At 62.5% G+C, this 17,927-nt stretch carries 15 protein-coding genes; 2 read left to right on the forward strand and 13 right to left on the reverse strand.

What is annotated here, in order from left to right; genetic code table 11:
* Positions 1 to 79: 79 nt before the first annotated feature.
* Positions 80 to 976: a YihY/virulence factor BrkB family protein gene (locus BM408_RS02425; protein WP_092127301.1), complete on the reverse strand. Its 897-nt coding sequence runs from the start codon at positions 974 to 976 to the stop codon at positions 80 to 82.
* A 183-nt stretch (positions 977 to 1,159) separates the two neighbouring features.
* On the opposite strand from BM408_RS02425, the gene dnaG reads away from it, so the two are divergent.
* Positions 1,160 to 3,151, forward strand: coding sequence for a DNA primase (gene dnaG / locus BM408_RS02430; protein WP_092126514.1), 1,992 nt, complete (start codon positions 1,160 to 1,162; stop codon positions 3,149 to 3,151).
* A gap of 145 nt (positions 3,152 to 3,296) precedes the next feature.
* On the opposite strand, the gene BM408_RS23125 is transcribed toward dnaG, so the two are convergent.
* On the reverse strand, positions 3,297 to 3,974 hold the full coding sequence (locus tag BM408_RS23125) for a hypothetical protein (RefSeq protein ID WP_254774677.1): 678 nt from the start codon (positions 3,972 to 3,974) through the stop codon (positions 3,297 to 3,299).
* On the opposite strand from BM408_RS23125, the gene rpoD reads away from it, so the two are divergent.
* Entirely contained in the window at positions 3,946 to 6,114 is a 2,169-nt protein-coding gene (gene rpoD, locus BM408_RS02435; RefSeq protein WP_254774678.1) for an RNA polymerase sigma factor RpoD, read from the forward strand. The two genes, BM408_RS23125 and rpoD, sit on opposite strands and share 29 nt — an antisense overlap.
* A 69-nt stretch (positions 6,115 to 6,183) precedes the next feature.
* Here rpoD and BM408_RS02440 read toward each other — a convergent pair whose 3' ends face one another.
* The 11 genes from BM408_RS02440 to BM408_RS02490 all read right to left on the reverse strand — a co-directional run bounded on the left by BM408_RS02440 (position 6,184) and on the right by BM408_RS02490 (position 17,845).
* A complete protein-coding gene (locus tag BM408_RS02440; RefSeq protein ID WP_092126516.1) occupies positions 6,184 to 7,080 on the reverse strand; it encodes a dienelactone hydrolase family protein in 897 nt (298 codons plus the stop codon).
* Between the two features lie 66 nt (positions 7,081 to 7,146).
* The gene (locus BM408_RS02445; RefSeq protein WP_254774679.1) at positions 7,147 to 8,208 is read right to left on the reverse strand and encodes an aldose epimerase family protein; all 1,062 of its coding nucleotides are present in this window, start codon (positions 8,206 to 8,208) and stop codon (positions 7,147 to 7,149) included.
* 17 nt (positions 8,209 to 8,225) lie between these two features.
* A complete protein-coding gene (locus BM408_RS02450) occupies positions 8,226 to 9,194 on the reverse strand; it encodes a TRAP transporter substrate-binding protein (protein WP_175541657.1) in 969 nt (322 codons plus the stop codon).
* Positions 9,195 to 9,351: 157 nt separating this feature from the next.
* On the reverse strand, positions 9,352 to 10,329 hold the full coding sequence (locus BM408_RS02455) for a Bug family tripartite tricarboxylate transporter substrate binding protein (RefSeq protein ID WP_092126522.1): 978 nt from the start codon (positions 10,327 to 10,329) through the stop codon (positions 9,352 to 9,354).
* 105 nt (positions 10,330 to 10,434) lie between these two features.
* The gene (gene glxR, locus BM408_RS02460) at positions 10,435 to 11,328 is read right to left on the reverse strand and encodes a 2-hydroxy-3-oxopropionate reductase (protein ID WP_092126524.1); all 894 of its coding nucleotides are present in this window, start codon (positions 11,326 to 11,328) and stop codon (positions 10,435 to 10,437) included.
* 91 nt (positions 11,329 to 11,419) lie between these two features.
* Positions 11,420 to 12,202 (reverse strand): 2-dehydro-3-deoxyglucarate aldolase, encoded by a 783-nt coding sequence (gene garL, locus BM408_RS02465; RefSeq protein ID WP_092126526.1) that lies wholly within the window; start codon positions 12,200 to 12,202, stop codon positions 11,420 to 11,422.
* A 36-nt stretch (positions 12,203 to 12,238) separates the two neighbouring features.
* Positions 12,239 to 13,825: a galactarate dehydratase gene (gene garD, locus BM408_RS02470; protein ID WP_092126528.1), complete on the reverse strand. Its 1,587-nt coding sequence runs from the start codon at positions 13,823 to 13,825 to the stop codon at positions 12,239 to 12,241.
* Between the two features lie 21 nt (positions 13,826 to 13,846).
* Complete coding sequence (locus tag BM408_RS02475; protein ID WP_092126530.1) at positions 13,847 to 14,935, reverse strand: lactonase family protein; 1,089 nt, start codon at positions 14,933 to 14,935, stop codon at positions 13,847 to 13,849.
* Positions 14,936 to 14,968: 33 nt separating this feature from the next.
* Positions 14,969 to 16,267, reverse strand: coding sequence for a TRAP transporter large permease (locus BM408_RS02480; RefSeq protein ID WP_092126532.1), 1,299 nt, complete (start codon positions 16,265 to 16,267; stop codon positions 14,969 to 14,971).
* A gap of 7 nt (positions 16,268 to 16,274) precedes the next feature.
* Positions 16,275 to 16,763, reverse strand: a complete 489-nt coding sequence (locus BM408_RS02485; RefSeq protein WP_092126534.1) for a TRAP transporter small permease — start codon at positions 16,761 to 16,763, stop codon at positions 16,275 to 16,277.
* 110 nt (positions 16,764 to 16,873) lie between these two features.
* Positions 16,874 to 17,845 carry a TRAP transporter substrate-binding protein gene (locus BM408_RS02490; protein ID WP_092126536.1) on the reverse strand — a complete coding sequence of 324 codons (972 nt, stop codon included), beginning with the start codon at positions 17,843 to 17,845 and terminating at the stop codon, positions 16,874 to 16,876.
* Between the last annotated feature and the right edge of the window lie 82 nt (positions 17,846 to 17,927).

A 17,927-nucleotide genomic window follows, 5' to 3' on the forward strand; every position in this document is an offset into this window, starting at 1 on the left:
GGAGTTGTTGGTTGTGGGCAGATCATATCGAGGGACCGGGGCAGCGGCCGCGATACGGCACAGCCTCGCGCGCAGGCGCTTAGCCCAGCCGCATGGGCCTGGCAGGCAGGTCCTGCCGGGCCGTGCCCAGGCGTTCATATTCTGAAATGACTTGAGCGCCCAACAACAGCAAGGTCGCGGCCACCTCCAGGCTCAGCAGCACCAAAATGGAGGTGGTGAGAGAGCCGTAGACCAGGCCAACCTGCGATAGCGTGGAGAAATACCACACCAGCAAATGGCGCGTCAGCTCCCACAGCAGCGCGGCCGTAACGCCGCCCAGCAGCGCGTGCCGCCATTGCAGCCGGCCCACCGGCATCACCATGTACAGCGAGGTCAACAGCAGCACCTCGCCCGTCAGGCCCAGCAAATACAGCAGCACCCCGGAGAACCCCCTGAGCGACCATTCCAGACCCAGAAAGTCCACGCTTTTTTCACCCAGCGCCTGCAAGGTGCCGGACACCAGCGTGACCAGCAGCAAACCCAGGCCCACAAACACGATGTAGCAATACGGCAGAACAGCGGACACCAGCAGATGGCGGCGGCGAATGGCCACGCGGTGCAAAAAGATGACCGACATCGCGTTTTCCAGCACCGTGAAAGCCAGCGAGCTGAAAAACAGCATGGTGACAAACAAGATCCAGCCGAGCACTTCCCGGTGCGCCAGGAAGTTGGCCAGCTCCGCGGTGATCAGGCCCCCCTGGCCGGGCGCGAGCCAGCCGATGTAGCGGCCTAGCGCCTGCAGGAGTGCTTCCTGGTCGATGACATGTGACAGCGCAATCGCGACAAGAATCAGAAGGGGCACGATGGACAGCAGCGCGTAATAGGCCACGGCACCGGCCAGCAGCAAGCCCTGGTTGGCGCGAAAGCCCTTGAGCACCCGCAGCGTGAAGGCGCCGGGATGGCTGAAAACATAGGCAAGATTGGGCGCAAGCGTCATGGGAAGGCCCCGTTCCCGGGGCTGCAGCGAAAAGCCCATGATGTGCCGCCAAAACGGCCCACCCTGCCGCCAGATGCCTTCAATGCATGTCAGCCCAGCGCCCATGTCCCTCAGGGCTATAGGCGCAGGCCCCTCCCCCCGCCGGGTCGCGTGTGCTTAAATTGACCCCCTTCTTTCCACGCCATGGCCATCCCCCAAACATTCATCCAGGAGTTGCTCACGCGCGCCGACATCGTGGACATCGTGGGCCGCCATGTGCAGCTCAAAAAGGGCGGCGCCAACTTCATGGGGCTGTGCCCCTTCCATGGCGAAAAATCGCCCTCCTTCAGCGTCAGCCCGACTAAGCAGTTCTATCACTGCTTCGGCTGCGGCGTGAGCGGCGACGCAATCAAGTTCATGACCGAATATGGCGGCATGACCTTCATCGAAGCCGTCAAAGACCTGGCCCAGCAATACGGCCTGCAGGTGCCGGAAGACGATGTCTCGCCGCAAGACCGCGCCCGGGCCGCCCAGATGCGCGAGCAGCAGGCCACCCTGACAAGCGTGCTGGAAAAGGCGGGCGCCGCCTACATCAAGGCGCTGCGCAACTCCGAACGCGCCATCGACTACTTCAAAGGCCGCGGCGTCTCGGGCGAAGTCGCCAAGACCTTTGGCCTGGGCTATGCGCCCGAAGGCTGGCGCAGCCTGGCCAGCGTCTTTCCGGATTACAACGACCCGCTGCTGGTGGAAAGCGGCCTGGTCATCACCGGCGAGCCGGGCGACGAGAACGCCGCCGGTGAAGCCAAGCGCTATGACCGCTTCCGCGACCGGGTCATGTTCCCGATCCGCAACGTCAAGGGTGAATGCATCGGCTTTGGCGGCCGTGTGCTCAGCGACGAGAAACCCAAATACCTGAACTCGCCCGAAACCCCGGTCTTCAGCAAGGGGCGCGAGCTTTATGGCTTGTTTGAAGCCCGCACCGCCCTGCGCGAACATGGCTACGCCCTCGTCACCGAAGGCTATATGGATGTGGTCGCCCTGGCCCAGCTGGGGTTTGCCAATGCGGTGGCCACCCTGGGCACCGCCTGCACGGCCGACCACGTGCAAAAGCTGTTTCGCTTCACTGATTCGGTGGTGTTCAGCTTTGACGGCGACGGCGCCGGCCGCCGCGCCGCCCGCAAGGCGCTGGACGCCGCCCTGCCTTTTGCCACCGACGTGCGCACCGTCAAGTTCCTGTTTTTGCCGGCCGAGCACGACCCCGACAGCTACATCCGCGAACACGGCCAGGAAGGCTTTGCCGCCGCCGTCGTCAAAGCCGTGCCGCTCAGCCGCTTCATGCTGGACGCTGCGGGAGAAGGCTGCGACCTCGACACGGCCGAGGGCCGCGCCCACATGGCCAGCAACGCCCGGCCTCTGTGGGGCCTGATGCCGGACGGCGCGCTCAAACGCCAGTTGCTGGCCGAGATCGCCGACAAGGTGCAGATCGACAGCCGTGAACTGCTGCAGTTGTGGCAACCGGCCGCCTCCGGCTACAACAAGCCAGGCTATAAAAACGATAGCAGCTCGCGCACACCCGGAAAGGGCTACAAGCCAAAAGCGCCCTCAAATCCGGTTCATCATGCGGACATGCCCGACCCGAGCGGCTACCCGCCGGACTTCGATGAGCGCGACTACAGCGCGTCCGAGCCCTCCAGCGGATATTTCCCTCCTGCGTCATCGCCACGCCCCTATGGTGAACGGGCCAGCCGCACGCCGCGCCGCGTGGCCGGGCGCATGCTGCCGGCCAGCCGCGAAGACCGGGTGCTCCGCCTGCTGCTAACCGAGGCCGAAACCTGGGACAAGCTCAGCACCGAAGAGCACCACCTGCTGGTAGAGCTGCCCGAGCCGCACGGCCCCCTCTTTGTCTGGCTGGAAAGCCAGCTGCACGAACACGGCCCCCAGCCCTGGGCCGCCCTGCGCGAAGGGCTGCGCGGCCATGCCTTTGAGAGGCACGCCACCACGCAGATCGCGCAGATTCCCGAAGGCATTGAAAGCGACTGGACTGAGGTGCGCAGCATCCTGGACCAGCTGCTGCGGCTGCACCGGCAGCGCGAGATGAGCGAGCTGGCCGCCCGGGCCGCCACCGACCCGGTTGCCCGGCAGCGCTACCTGGAACTGGCCGCCAGCCTCAAAACCGCCACCGACACGGCCCGCTGAGCCGCCAGCCCCGGAAAAACCCGGTTTTGGGGCGAAAAAACACCCCAAAAACCGCCTAAAAAACAGGCATCAGGGTATAATCCGATTTTCGACGGCAAGCGCGACAGCAGCACCTCCGGCCCGGCCACCCTGAAACCTCAGGGACTCAACAGATGAGACGGCCTATTCCTCCAAGGAATTTCCGCAAGGACTGCACACCAAATGTTCGCCCAAACAGCTTGCCCGAAAAACTGAACCGCTGGATGCCGTAGGAGGCCATTGGGGCTATCACCCCGTTACTCCATTGGCGCTGCCGGGCCTGTTTTTCGTCTTTCCCGTTTTTTTGTCCCTGAATCCTTGTCACCGTGCCTGTGCTTTGTGCAGGCGCCAAGGCGCATTTTTGTTTACTGGTAGCTGATCGATATTTAAAACAATTTCCGACAACTGGAGGTCCCATGCCTACTGCCAAGCCGATGAAGCCGAGCACGTCCAAGAAGCCGCAAAGCGCGCAGTCCAAAGCTGCCGCAAAGCCAAAAGCCAAAGCAGCCCCCAAAGCTGCCGCGCGGCCCGCAGGCAAGCCTCCAGTCAAAGCAGCCAAACCCGCGGCGAAACCCGTGGCCAAGGCCGGTGTAAAACCTTCCGCCAAACCGGCGGCCAAGAGCGCAACAAAGAGCGCCAAGGTTGAAAAACCCGGAAAACACGCCATATCTGTCTCATCCGCCAAAGCCAGCAAATCAAGCGCCCCGGTCAGCAAGGCCTCCGCAAAAACCGTGAAATCCGCTCCTCCTGATTTGCCCCTGAAGAAAGCCCCACCCGTGCCGACCAAGTCCAGTCCCGAATCCAAGCCAGTTGCAGCCGTGGCCGATGTGCCCGTGAAAAAGAAACCCGGCCGCCCGCCGAAGAACCCTGCCGCCGAAGGCAGCGCACCCGCCCCCACCGGCGCCAAGCGCGGCCGCAAGCCCAAGAGCGCAACCGCCGCCAGCAAGCCCGGTGAAGACCTCGACATGTCCGACATTGAGGACGACCTGGTCGGTGAACCCATTGCGGAGACGACCGAGAAGGTCAAGCCGCTGCGCATGAAGATCAGCAAGGCGAAAGAACGCGCCTTGATGAAGGAATTCGGCCTGGACGAAACCGTGCTGTCCGAAGAAGACATGCTCAAGCGGCGCCTGCGCCTGAAGACCCTGATCAAGCTCGGTAAAACCCGCGGCTACCTCACGCACGGCGAAATCTCCGATCACCTTCCCGACAAGCTGGTCGATGCTGAAACGCTGGAAGTCGTGGTCAACATGCTCAACGACATGGGCGTGGCCGTGTACGAGCAGGCGCCCGATGCCGAAACCCTGCTGCTGAACAACACCGGCCCCACGGTTGCGACCGAAGAGGAAGCCGAAGAAGAAGCCGAAGCCGCCCTGTCGACCGTCGACAGCGAATTCGGCCGCACCACCGACCCCGTTCGCATGTACATGCGTGAAATGGGCACGGTCGAGCTGCTGACGCGCGAAGGCGAAATCGAAATCGCCAAGCGCATCGAAGGCGGCCTCATGAAGATGATGGAAGCCATCTCGGAAAGCCCCGCCACCATCGCTGAAATCATGCGCCTGGGCGAAGAAATCCGCGAAGGCAAGATCGTCATCTCCACCGTGGTTGACGGCTTTTCCAACCCCAATGAGGCCGACGACTATGTGGCCGAAGAAGACTTCGACGAATTCGACGAAGAAGATGATGACGACGGCAAGGGCGGCTCCAAGGCCTTGACCAAGAAACTCGAAGAGCTCAAGAAAGAAGCGCTCAGCCGCTTCGACAAAATCGCCACCCTGTTCGAGAAGGTCCACAAGACCTACGACAAGGAAGGCTACGGCACGCCCACCTATGTGAAGGCCCAAAAAGCCCTGAGCGACGAGCTGATGACCGTGCGTTTTACCGCCAAGACCATCGAAAAGCTGTGCGACATGCTGCGCGGCCAGGTGCTGGACGTGCGCAAGAAAGAGCGCGAACTGCGCCGCATCATCGTCGAGAAATGCGGCATGCCGCAGGAAGTCTTCATCAAGGACTTCCCGCCCAACCTGCTCAACCTGAAATGGGTTGAAAAGCAGGTCGCGTCCGGCAAGCCATGGTCGGTGGTGATGGCCCGTAACGTGCCGCCCATCCAGGAACTGCAAACCAAGCTGGCTGAATTGCAGGCTCGCGTGGTGGTGCCTCTCGGCCAGCTCAAGGACATCAACAAGCGCATGAACGAAGGCGAGTCCAACTCGCGCGACGCCAAGAAGGAAATGATCGAGGCCAACTTGCGCCTGGTGATTTCGATCGCCAAGAAGTACACCAACCGCGGCCTGCAGTTCCTGGACTTGATCCAGGAAGGCAACATCGGCCTGATGAAGGCCGTCGACAAGTTCGAATACCGCCGCGGCTACAAGTTCTCTACCTACGCCACCTGGTGGATCCGCCAGGCGATCACGCGCTCCATCGCCGACCAGGCACGCACCATCCGTATCCCGGTGCACATGATCGAAACCATCAACAAGATGAACCGCCTGTCGCGCCAGCACTTGCAGGAATTCGGCTTTGAGCCGGACGCCAGCATCCTGGCCGCCAAGATGGAGATTCCTGAAGACAAGATCCGCAAGATCATGAAGATCGCCAAAGAGCCGATCTCCATGGAAACGCCGATCGGTGACGACGACGATTCGCACCTGGGCGACTTCATCGAAGACAGCGCCAACACCGCACCGCTGGAAGCCGCGATGCAGGCCGGCCTGCGCGATGTGGTGAAAGACATCCTCGACAGCCTGACGCCGCGCGAAGCCAAGGTGCTGCGCATGCGTTTCGGTATCGAAATGTCGACCGACCACACGCTGGAAGAAGTCGGCAAGCAGTTCGACGTGACGCGCGAGCGCATCCGCCAGATCGAAGCCAAGGCACTGCGCAAGCTCAAGCACCCTTCGCGTTCGGACAAGCTGCGCAGCTTTATCGATACGCTCTAAGCACGCTGACTCCCCTCAAAAGCCCGGCCCCCGAAAAAGGCGCCGGGCTTTTTTACGCCCGATGAAAACTCAAGGCGCCGTCAGCCCCACCTTTTGAACAAAGGCATCCAGCGGGACCGACCACATCTTGCCGCCGTAGGTCAGCAGCGAATGCCCGTCGTGCCCGGGCACCGGGCCTGTCTGGATGAACTGGGTGTCGCTGCCGCCGGCCTTGAAGGCCGCGTGCCATTCGCGGGGCGCCTCGGCTCCCCAGAACTGGTCGTTTTCGGCGTAAAGCCACAGGTTGGGCACCTTGACCAGCTTGCCGAGTTCGCCATAGGTTTTGCCCATGTTCTCGGGTTTGCAGCTCCTGGCCGGAGAGTCCTCAGGGTTGCCGCCCGAGCCGCCCGCGAAGTTGACTGCCGCGATGACGCCCGGCAGGTTGAGCGCCGCGACCGACACCGTCGTCATGCCGCCCACCGACTGCCCTTCCAGCAGCACCCTGTCTTTGCGCACCCAGGGCTGCTGCAGCGCCCACTGGTGCAGCGCCACCACCGTCTGGCCCGCGCGGCTGGCCACACGCGAGAAGTCGGCATCGCCTGTGCAGACCTTGCCGCTCCAGCGGATGCCGGAGTCCTCCCTGTCGGTGCCCCCGGTATCCCCGTAACCAGGCCGCACTGGTGCAATCACCGCCACGCCCTTACGAAGCCAGTAGTTGGCATGCCCGACCAGCACCGGATTCTCGAGTTTGGCCCTGTCGACACGCGACGGCGCCCGTCCATGGGAAAAGATCACCAGCGGAAACGGGCCGTCGCCCGCAGGTTTGTAGAGATGGGTGACGACCTCAAACTGTTTGCCGTCGATCAGCAAGGGGAGTTTGACGATTTGCGGCGGCACCCGGTCGGGCTGCTGCGCCCAGGCAGGCACACCGGCCATCTGCGCGGCCCAGATCACTCCTACTATCCAGACCCATTTCAACCCTTGCATGCTCAGCTCCGTGATGGTTGCCGGAGCATTCTGACACGCCCTGTACGCGGGACGCGGGGCCGGTGTTCAGGAAACGCTGAAGCGGTAAAGCGTGCGGCCCTGCCGGCCCTGCCCCGGCTCGTGGAGGGCTGAAGGAAAGGCCGGCAGATTGGGCGCGTTCGGGTAGCCCTGCGGCTCAAAGCACATGCTTTGCTGCTGCACATAGCGCCTGCCGCCTTTACCCAGCCCACCAGCCAGGGGTTCGCCGGCCAGCAGGCCGGTGTAGAACTGCATCGTGGGTTCCGTCGACCAGACTTCCATCACACGGCCGCTGCCCGGTGCGCTCACGCGTGCGCACAGCGCCAGTTCACCGGCTACCGTACGGTCAATCGCAAAACAGTCGTCGTAACCCGCCACGCCGTCAGCCGCAGGCGGCTTGCGCACGCGTGCGTCCAGCACCACCGGCTGGCGCAGATCAAACGGCGTTCCGTCCACCGGCAGCAGCTGGCCTGTGGCGATCAGCTCCGGCGTCATGCCGAAGTAACGGCTCGCACAAACCATGACTTCATGGCCCAGCGCGCTCTCGCTATCGGCGCCTTCAAGGTTGAAGAATGCATGGGTGGTGAAGTTGGCCATGGTGGGCGCATCCAGCGCCACGGCCTCGTAGTCCAGTGTCAGTTCGTTGGCCTCCGTCACGCGATACACCAGGCTCAAGGCCAGCGTGCCCGGAAAGCCTTCTTCCCCGTCGGCAAACACATAGCGCATCTCCACGCTGAAGGGGTCGTTCTGCACCGCATCGAACACCTGGAAGCGGGAGCCGCGCAGGCCCCCATGCAGGCAATGCGGGCCATTGTTGGCGGCCAGCTGGTGCTCGATGCCGCCCAGGCTGAAGCGCGCGTTTTCGATTCGACCGGCATAGCGCCCGACAAATGCGCCCACTGAGGGTGCGCCGCCCACCACACCTTCTATGCTCTCGTAGCCAAGCACCACATCGTCAAAGTGGCCTTCGCGATCGGGCACCAGCACCTGCTCGATCTTAGCGCCGTAATTGGTCACGCACACCGTCATGCCCTGGCTATTGCGCAGCGTGAACAGCCTGACGGGTTTGCCGTCGATCTCGCGCGCAAAGCGTGCGGGATCGAGCAGCATGGCGGGGTCCGGTGCGTTCACTTCGAAATAATCGTCAGAAGTTCTTCGCGCGTGGTCGGGTCGGCCATGTACTTGCCGTACAGCGGCCCCATGCGCCTGACCATGGGAGACGCGTCCCTGACCTTGACGAACTGCGAGCCCTGCTTGGTCGTGGTTTCCAGGGCCGCTGCCACACGCTTGTTCCACAACTCGCGCATCAAAATGGCGGACTTGGCGCCGGCCTCGGTGAACGCGGCCTTGTCTTCCTTGCTGAGCTTGTCCCAGAGTTTGGTCGACACGACCAGCGCTTCGGGCGAGATCACGTGGTTGGTCACATAGACGTTCTTGGCCACCTTGTAGTGCCCGGTGGATTCGTACGAAGGCAGGTTGTTCTCGGCGCAGTCAACCTTGCCTTGCTGCAAGGCGTCGAGCACGTCCTTGAAAGGAAGGGCCACCGGTTTGGCGTCCATGAGCTTGACCATCTCGATGTAGATCTCGGACTGCTGCACCCGGATATTGGTGCCCGCCAGGTCGCGCAGGTTGTTCACAGGCTTGACGCAATAAAACGAACGCCCGCCACCGTCATACCAGCCCAGCACGACAAAACCTGCAGCCTTCAGATTGGAGGCGAAGCGCTCGCCGAGCTTGCCGTCCAGGTGGCGGAACATGTGGGCGGAGTCGGTGAAAAGAAAAGGCAAGTTCAGCACCTTGATGCCGGGCACCGCGTCAGACAGCGGTCCCGAGCTGAACTCGGCCACGTCGACCTCGCCGCTCTTGAGCATCTGCACCGCCTTGGGCTGGTCGCCGAGCGCGCCGTTGTTGAAGATCTCGATGTTGTAGCGCCCGCCCGTGCTCTTGGCGACCTGCTCCGCGAAGCTCTTCATCGCTTCGGATACCGGGTAGCCGTCGGGGTGGATGTTCCAGGCGCGCAGTTTGGTTTGGGCCATGCCCGTTGCGGCGCACAGGGCGAAAGAAAGGGCTAATAGCCCTTTGAGGGATGCTTGCATGGTTTGTCTCCTGGTGGGGTTCTCCCCGGCCGCCTCTTTGGGCTGGCTCGGTGGCTTGCGGGATTTATCGGTGATTCTTTGTTATAGAACTCCCTTTAGCCCTTATTTGATGCCGGTAAAAGTCATCAAATCAGGAGCATCTTCAGTCGAGCCTGGTTCAGTCAAGCTTGATATTGGCCTCAGTCACCACCTTGGCCCAACGGCTGCGTTCCTGATTAAAGAACGCGTCCTGCTGGCCCGGCGTCATGGTCACCACCTCGGCGCCCTGCCCCGCCAGCTTGGCGCGGATATCGGGGCTGCGGATGATCTTGATGAGTTCGGTGTTCAGGCGATTGACGATGGCAGCCGGCGTCCCGTTGGCCACCAGCAAACCTTGCCAGGTGCCCGATTCGAAGTTGGGAATGCCCTGCTCGGCCAGGGTGGGCACATTGCCGATCAGCGGCATGCGCGTGCTCTTGGAAACACCCAGGATCTTCAGCTTGCCGCTTTGCACATGCGGCAAGGTCGCCAGCATGCCGTTCATCAGCACCTGCGTCTGGCCGGCAATGGTGTCGCTCACCGCTTGCGAGCCGCCCTTGTAAGGGATGTACTGCCACTTCGCTTTGGTAGCCCGCTCAACGGCGACACCAGCCAGGTGCGGCGCGCTGCCCATGGCCGTCACCGCAAAGTTCAGCTCGGACTTGTGCGAAAGCGCGATCAGTTCCTTGAGGTTGTTGGCGGGCACAGAGGGGTGCACCACCAGCAAGTGCGGCGAATACGCCAGCATGGTCACGCCGCGCAGGTCCTTGGTGGGATCAAAGCCCAGCTTGGGGTAGACCGAGGGGCTGATGGCCAGCGCACCGGTGTCGCACAGCAGCAGGGTGTAGCCGTCAGGGGCCGATTTGGCCACGATGTCGGCACCCAGGTTGCCGTTGGCCCCGGCCTTGTTGTCGACGATGACCGACTGCTTGAGCGCTTCGGACAGCGGCTGCGAAATCGCTCGGGCAATGATGTCTGAAGAGCCGCCCGGTGGATACGGCACCACCAGGCGTATCGGCTTGGACGGCCAGGAAGCCTGCGCGCTCGCCGCGCCAGTGCCGGCACCCGCGCCCAGCGCCAGTGAAGCCGCAAGAAGTTCTCGTCGATTGATAGCCATGTTTGTCTCCAGATGTTCAGAAAAAGTGGGGTCAATCCCTCGCTGCACCGGGAGCCTCTTGGGGGCTCCTCATGTACAGCTCTTTATCGCGTGCTTATGCCTGCATTACGCCGGCGACTTCGCCACTTCGTGATTGCCCAGCAACTCCAGCGCCCGCACCAGTGCGGAATGGTCCAGGTCCTGCATGCCGTTGGCGGCGCAAGCCTGCATCAGCTGGGCAGCGCCCGCCGTTTGCGGCAAGGCCAGGCCCAGGGTGCGCGCACCGCTCAGCGCCAGGTTCAAATCCTTCTGGTGCAGGCCGATGCGAAAGCCCGGTGCAAAAGTGCGCTTGATCATGCGTTCGCCGTGCACTTCCAGAATGCGCGACGAAGCGAAACCGCCCATCAGTGCCTGGCGCACCTTGGCCGGATCGGCGCCGGCCTTGCTGGCAAACAGCAGGGCTTCGCCCACGGCCGCAATGTTCAGCGCCACGATGATCTGGTTGGCCACCTTGCAGGTCTGGCCGTCGCCGTTGCCGCCCACCAGCGTGATGTTCTTGCCCATCAGCTCGAACAGCGGCTTGACGAGGTCAAACGCCGCCTGGGGGCCACCCACCATGATGGTCAGGCTCGCCGCCTTGGCGCCGACTTCGCCGCCCGACACCGGTGCGTCGAGGTAGTCGCAGCCCAGGGCATTGATCTTTTTGGCAAATTCCTTGGTGTCCATCGGCGAGATGGAGCTCATGTCGACCACCGTCTTGCCCTTGGTCAGCGACAGGGACACACCGCCCTCGCCGAACAACACCTTGGCCACGTCGGGCGTGTCGGGCAGCATCAGGAAGATGATGTCGGCCTGTTTGACCACATCGGTGATGGAGTCGCAGGCCTTGCCCTTGCCGGTCAACAACTCTGCGGGCACCTTGCCCAGCGTGGTCATGAAAACTTCGTGTCCTGCCGCAATCAGGTGCGCCGCCATGGGGTTGCCCATGATGCCCAGACCGATAAAACCAAGCTTGCTCATAAAAATGCTCCTTGTTCGTAAAAAATAACAACAGCCCCGGACGCGCGGTCCACAAGGCGCATCCCGGATCAGGTCCGGGATGACAGAAAAATCAGGCGAGGTATTTGTCGCGCAGGGCCTGCGTGGCGCCACGGAACACGCCGAGGTCGCTGCCGACGCCGACAAAAGTCGCGCCCATCTCCATATAGCGGCGTGCATCGGCTTCCACCGGCGCCAGGATGCCGACCGGCTTGCCGTGCGCCTTGGCGGCGGCAAAAATTTTCACCATGGCGGCCTGCACCTCCGGGTGCCCGGCATTGCCGAGGTGGCCCAGGCCGGCGGCCAGGTCGGACGGGCCGACAAACATGCAGTCGACACCGTCGGTGGCGGCAATCTTGTCCGCTGCCGCCGTGCCGGCGATGCTTTCGATCTGCACCATCACGCAGATGTGGTCGTTGATGGACTTGAGGTAGTCCGGCACCGTGCCGTACTTGTTGCTGCGCTGGGACACCGACACGCCGCGAATGCCTTGCGGCGGGTAACGCGTGGCGGCGACGGCGCTGGCGGCCTGCTCGGCGGTTTCGACAAAGGGAATCAGGAAGTTGTAGAAGCCGGCATCGAGCAGGCGCTTGAGCTCTACCGAGTTGTTGGAGGTCGGGCGCACAACCGGCGCGCTGCGGCTGTCTTTCAGGGCCATCAGTTGTGGGATGTAGGTGGCCATGTCGTTGGGCGAGTGTTCACCGTCAAGCAGGATCCAGTCGAAGCCGGCCACGCCCAGCACCTCGGTGGTGATGGCGTTGGACAGCGAAGACCAGCAGCCGATCAGTTTTTTGCCGGCCAGCAGGTCGCGCTTGAAGCTGTTGGGAAAACTTTGGTAAGGGGTTGCTTGTGTCATGAGTTAACTCTCTTTTTATCGATGGGTCTCTGTGAATCAGGTGATCGGTGCGGGGTTGAAGAGCACCAGCGCGTTATGCAGCTTCCAGTGCTCGGCCCAGGTTTTTTTGCGGCCGCTGGCAACGTCCAGCATGAACTGGAACAGCTCCCAGCCGACGTCTTCAATGGTGGCGTCGCCGTCGGCAATACGCCCGGCGTTGATGTCCATCAGGTCGTGCCAGCGCCGGGCCAGGTCGGTGCGCGTGGCCACCTTGATCACCGGCACCTCGGCCAGCCCATAAGGCGTGCCGCGGCCGGTGGTGAACACATGGATGTTGATGCCCGCGGCCAGTTGCAGCGTGCCGCAGATAAAGTCGCTGGCGGGCGTCGCGGCGTAGATCAGGCCTTTTTGCTTGACCTTCTCGCCCGGCGAAAGCACACCGCTGATGGGCGAAGAGCCTGACTTGACGATGGAGCCCATGGCCTTTTCAACGATGTTGGACAAGCCGCCCTTTTTATTGCCCGGCGTGGTGTTGGCACTGCGGTCCACCCTGCCCTTTTGCAGGTAGGCGTCGTACCAGGCCATCTCGCGGATCATCGCCGCGGCTACTTCAGGGCTGCTGGCCCGTGATGTCAGCTGGTCGATGCCGTCGCGCACCTCGGTCGTCTCGGAGAACATCACCGTGGCGCCGGCACGCACCAGCAGGTCGGTGGCAAAGCCCACCGCCGGGTTCGCCGTCACGCCCGAGAAAGCATCACTGCCGCCGCACTGCACGCCCACCACCAGCTCGCTGGCGGGCACAGTCTCGCGGCGGCGTGCGTTGAGCCGCTCAAGGTGTTGCAGCGCCATGTCCATGACCGAATCGATCATGGACATGAAGCCGATATGGTTCTCGGACTGCAGGCACACCACATCCAGCGCGGCTTCCGCGCTTGTGCCCACATCGGCCACGTTGCGCTCGTCCACGATCTGTATGGTGCCCGGCGGCAGCAGGCGCTCGGGCTGCAGTTTCTCGCAGCCCAGGCTCACCACCATGACTTCACCGCCGAAGTTGGGGTTCAGGCTGATGTTGCGCAGCGTGCGTATCGGGATGATGGCGTCCGGCGCGTCGATGGCCACGCCGCAGCCGTAGGTGTGCTCCAGCCCCACCACGTCGTCGACATTCGGAAAGCGCGGCAGCAGCTCCGCCTTGATGCGCTTGACGGCAAACTCCACCACACCGGCCACACACTGCACCGTGGTGGTAATGGCCAGGATGTTGCGGCTGCCGACAGAGCCATCCGGGTTGCGGTAGCCCTCGAAGGTGTAACCCTCCAGCGCCGGCTGCGGCGGCGGCCGCACGGTGGCGATGGGCAACGCGTCCAGCGTGCGCGCATCGGGCATTTCCAGCAGGCGCTCATGCACCCAGCTGCCGGCGGCAATGTCTTTCAGTGCGTAGCCGATCGGCACGTTGTAGCGCAGCACTGCCGCGCCCTTGGGCAGGTCAACCAGCGCCACCTTGTGGCCCTGGGGAACACGCTCGACCAGTGTCAACCCACCGGCAAACACGGCACCCGCCGCCAGGCCGCCGTCGTTGGCAACAATGGCGACGTTGTCCGCATCGTGCATGCGGATAAAAAGAGGGGCGACGTTGGTGCTTGCCATCAGAAGTTCATCAGCAGTTCATCAGAAGTCGACAATTTCCACCCAGTTCGGGTTCTTGCCGGCGGGCTGGCTTGCCCCGGCGGCCGGCACACCTGTGGCCGCATCGATCGGATGCAGCGACACGGCGTGGGAGTCCTGGCCTGTAGAAATAAGGAACTTGCCGCTCGAGTCCACCGCAAAGCCACGTGGCGTTTTCTCGGTAGGCGTTGTACCTGCCGTTTGCAGCAGGCCGGTGGCAGGATCGATCTTGAACGTGGTCAAGGTGCTGGAGGTACGCTCCGAGCCATACAGATACCGCCCGTCAGCAGACAGCTGAAGGTCGGCAGCCCATGGCTTGCCGGTAAAACCGGCCGGCATCACAGTGCTTCGTTGCAGATGGCGCATGGCGCCCTTGCCGGCGTCGTAGGCAAACACGTCTACACCGCCGTCCAGTTCGTTGATCAGGTAGACGTGCGTCTGCGCCTTGTTCCACAAAAAATGCCGTGGGCCGGTTTTGGCCGGCGACACATTCACCAGCGCCGGGTCGTTGGCGCTCAGCTGGCCCGTCTTCGGATCGAAGCGCCAGCTCGACAGGTTGTCGCCGCCCAGGCTGGTGGCAAATACATAGCGGCCCGAGGGATCCTGGTGAATCGCATGGGCGTTGGGCGATGTCTGGATGACCTGCTGAACAGCGCCGACAAGCCCGTCGGCGCCCACGCTGTTCACCGATATCTTGTTGCCGCCATAGGAAGCGGCGAAAAGCCAGCGGCCGGACGCGTCCAGGTCGATGTTGGCCATGCTGTCGGCCAACGAGGCTTCACCGAGTTTCTTCAACCCGCCATTGGCGCCGTCTATGGCAAAGGTGACAACCCGAAAGGGCTGCGAACGCAAGGCCACGTACAGGAATTTTTTGTCCTTGCTGACCACCATGGGCATCGCCGTGCCGGCCACCGGAACCGTTGCCACCGGCTTGAGGGCGCCGGCGCTGCGGTCCAGCTGGAACACAGAGATGTCCTGGCTGTCGGCATTGGAGATGTACACCCAGGTGGCGGCGCGGGCACTGCCGGCCGCCGTGAGCAGTCCCATGCTTACCGGCAGAAGGCACTGGCGGATGAATGTGAATGCAGGCATGGGACGCTCTCCTTTTCGGGTGATGTCAGGTACTTACTTGCCGACGGCCATGTACAGGCTGGGCAGCCACATGGAGAACGCCGGCACAAAGGTGACCAGTGCGAGCGCAAAAATCAGCGCGCCGTAGAAGGGCCAGATGGTGCGCATCACCGTGCCCACAGATACCCCGCCGATGGCGCAACCCACGAACTGGGTCGTCCCCACAGGCGGTGTGTTCAGGCCCAGTGCGCAGTTGATCAGCAGCACGATGCCGAACTGCACCGAGCTCATGCCGTAAGCCTGTGCGATGGGCAGGAAAATCGGCGTGCACAGCAAAATCGTCGCGGCCATATCCAGGAAGGTGCCCAGCACGAACAGGATGATGTTGATCAGCAGGAAGACAACCCACGGCGTGGTGGTGATCTCGGACAGCATCTTGCCTGTCAGCTCTGCCACACCGTAGAGGCTGATCAGGTAGCCGAAGGTGCTTGAGATACCGATCAGCAGCAGGATCACGCCGGTGGTCTTGACCGCCTTGGTCGCGGCCTTGACGAAGTGTTCCCACTTGAGCGTGCGGTACAGGAAGATCGTCAGCGCCAGCGCATACAGCACGGCCACGGCGGCCGACTCTGTCGCGGTGAAGACACCGGACAAAATGCCGCCCAGGATCAGCACCACGATAAAGAGGCCTGGCAGCGCAGCGGCAAACGAACGCGCCACGATGGACCAGCCCGGGAAGCTGCCTGCGGGGTAACCGCGTTTGACGGCCACCAGGTAGGCCGCAGCCAGGTTGCAGATGGTCAGGATGGCCGCAGGCACCAGCGCCGCGAGAATCAGCGCCGCAATCGACACCTTGCCGCCGGCAGCCAGCGAATAGATGATCAGGTTGTGGCTGGTCGGCATCAGCGCGCCCACCAGGGCGGCGTGCGTCGTCACGTTGACGGCGTAGTCGGCGTGATAACCCTCTTTCTTCATCATCGGGATCATCACGGCGCCCATGGCGGACACGTCGGCCACCGGGGAGCCCGAGACGCCGCCGAACAAGGTGCAGGCCACCACGTTCGACATGCCCAGGCCGCCGCGCACGTGGCCAACCAGGTTGCGGGCCAGGTTCACGATGCGGTCGGCTATGCCGCCATAAAGCATCAGCTCACCGGCGAAGATGAAAAACGGAATCGCGAGGAAGGAAAAAATCCCCATGCCCGAGGTCATCTGCTGGAAGCCGACCGCCAGTGGCAGGCCTTCGTACAGCAGCGTGGCCAGCGCGGACAGGCCGATGGAAAACGCCACCGGCACGCCGAGCAGCAGAAACAGCGTGAAAGAAATGCAGAGGATTAGGAGTGGAATAGTCATAATTTTTTCAACCCCAGGCCGGTTCTACTTCTTCGCCTTTGGCCAGGGCGATGATGTGTTCAATGCAGAACATCACAATGAGGACACCGGCGATGGTCGCGGGCACGTAACGCCAGCCCTCGGATATCCAGAGGGTAGGCAGGCGGTAGCTCCAGACCGAATTGGCCAGCAGCGCGCAGTTGTAGGCCATGGCGACGCCGAAGAGCATCACCAGGACATGAATGAGGTATTCCATCTTCAGGCGCAGCCAGTCAGGGGCCAGCACCAGCATGGATTCGAGACCGATATGGCCTGCATCGCGCACACCCACGGCAACGCCGAACATGGTGACGTACAGAACCAGCAGCAGGGCCAGGCTCTCAGCCCAGGTCGGGGTGTTGTTGAGCACATAGCGGCCGAACACCTGCCAGCTCACAGCGCAAATCACCGCGACCAGTCCGAAGATGCCCAGCCACATGCAGGCCCGGGCGAGCGTGCGGCAAATTTTTGTGTACATATGAGGATCCGGATGCGCGTGGGCCCGGCCTTGAAAAAACGAGGGGGTGGCAAGGTTTGCCGTGGGGAACGCCGGCCCGCTGCAGCAGCGGGCCGGCGCCGGGTTTCAACTTACTTGGTGTCCTGAACGGCTTTGACGAGGCGCTTCAGGTTGGCGTCGGTGATGAACTTGTCATAGACAGGCTTCATTGCATCCTGGAACGGCTTCTTGTCGACGTCGATGATCTCGGCGCCGCCGGCTTTCACAGTCGCCAGCGATTTGATTTCACGCTCGGCCCACTGCTTGCGCATGTAAGGCACGGACTCCTTGGCGGCCTGGCGGATCCAGCCCTGCTCTTGCGCGGAGAGGGTGTCCCAGACGCGCTTGGAGAACAGCAGCATTTCAGGCGCCATCGAGTGCTCGGTCTTGGTGTAGAACTTCGCGACTTCGAAGAGGCGTGCGCTTTCATACGTGGGGTAGTTGTTTTCGGCTGCGTCGATCACGCCGGTCTTCAGGCCCGTGTAGACCTCGCCCATGGGCATGGGGGTGGCATTGGCGCCCATGGCTTCGAGCATGGAAACCCACAGGTCGGACTGCTGCACGCGCACTTTCACGCCCTTCATGTCGGCAAAGCTGCGGATCGCCTTCTTGCCGGTGAACATGGAGCGTGCGCCGCTGTCGTAGTAAGCCAGGCCCACGAAGCCCTGCTTTTCGCAGGATTTCAGGATTTCCTCGCCGATCGGGCCGTCCAGCACCTTGTGCAGGTGGTCCACCGAATTGAACAGGAAAGGCATGGTCGGCACTTGCGTTTCAGCGCAGATGTTGTTCATGGGGGCGATGTTGACGCGCACCATGGCCAGAGCGCCGATCTTGGTCTGCTCGATGGTGTCTTTTTCCTGGCCCAGCGAGCTGTTGTTGAACACCTTGATGCTGTGCTTGCCGCCGGACAAGGCCTTGAGGCGCTCGCCCATGAACTTGACGGCCGTCACGGTGGGGTAGTCGTCAGGATGGATGTCGGCGGAACGGAACTCCGTGGCAAAACCGGCCATGGGCGCCATCGCCAATATGGCGGCGACGGCAAACAGTGTTTTTTTGATCTTCATGTCTCATCCTCTAAGGTTGGTGGTGGAAAACAGGTAACGGGTAACGGGTAACGGGTAACAGGTAACAGGTAACAGGTAACAA

This window comes from Polaromonas sp. YR568, from assembly GCF_900116715.1.
Taxonomy (GTDB): domain Bacteria; phylum Pseudomonadota; class Gammaproteobacteria; order Burkholderiales; family Burkholderiaceae_C; genus Polaromonas.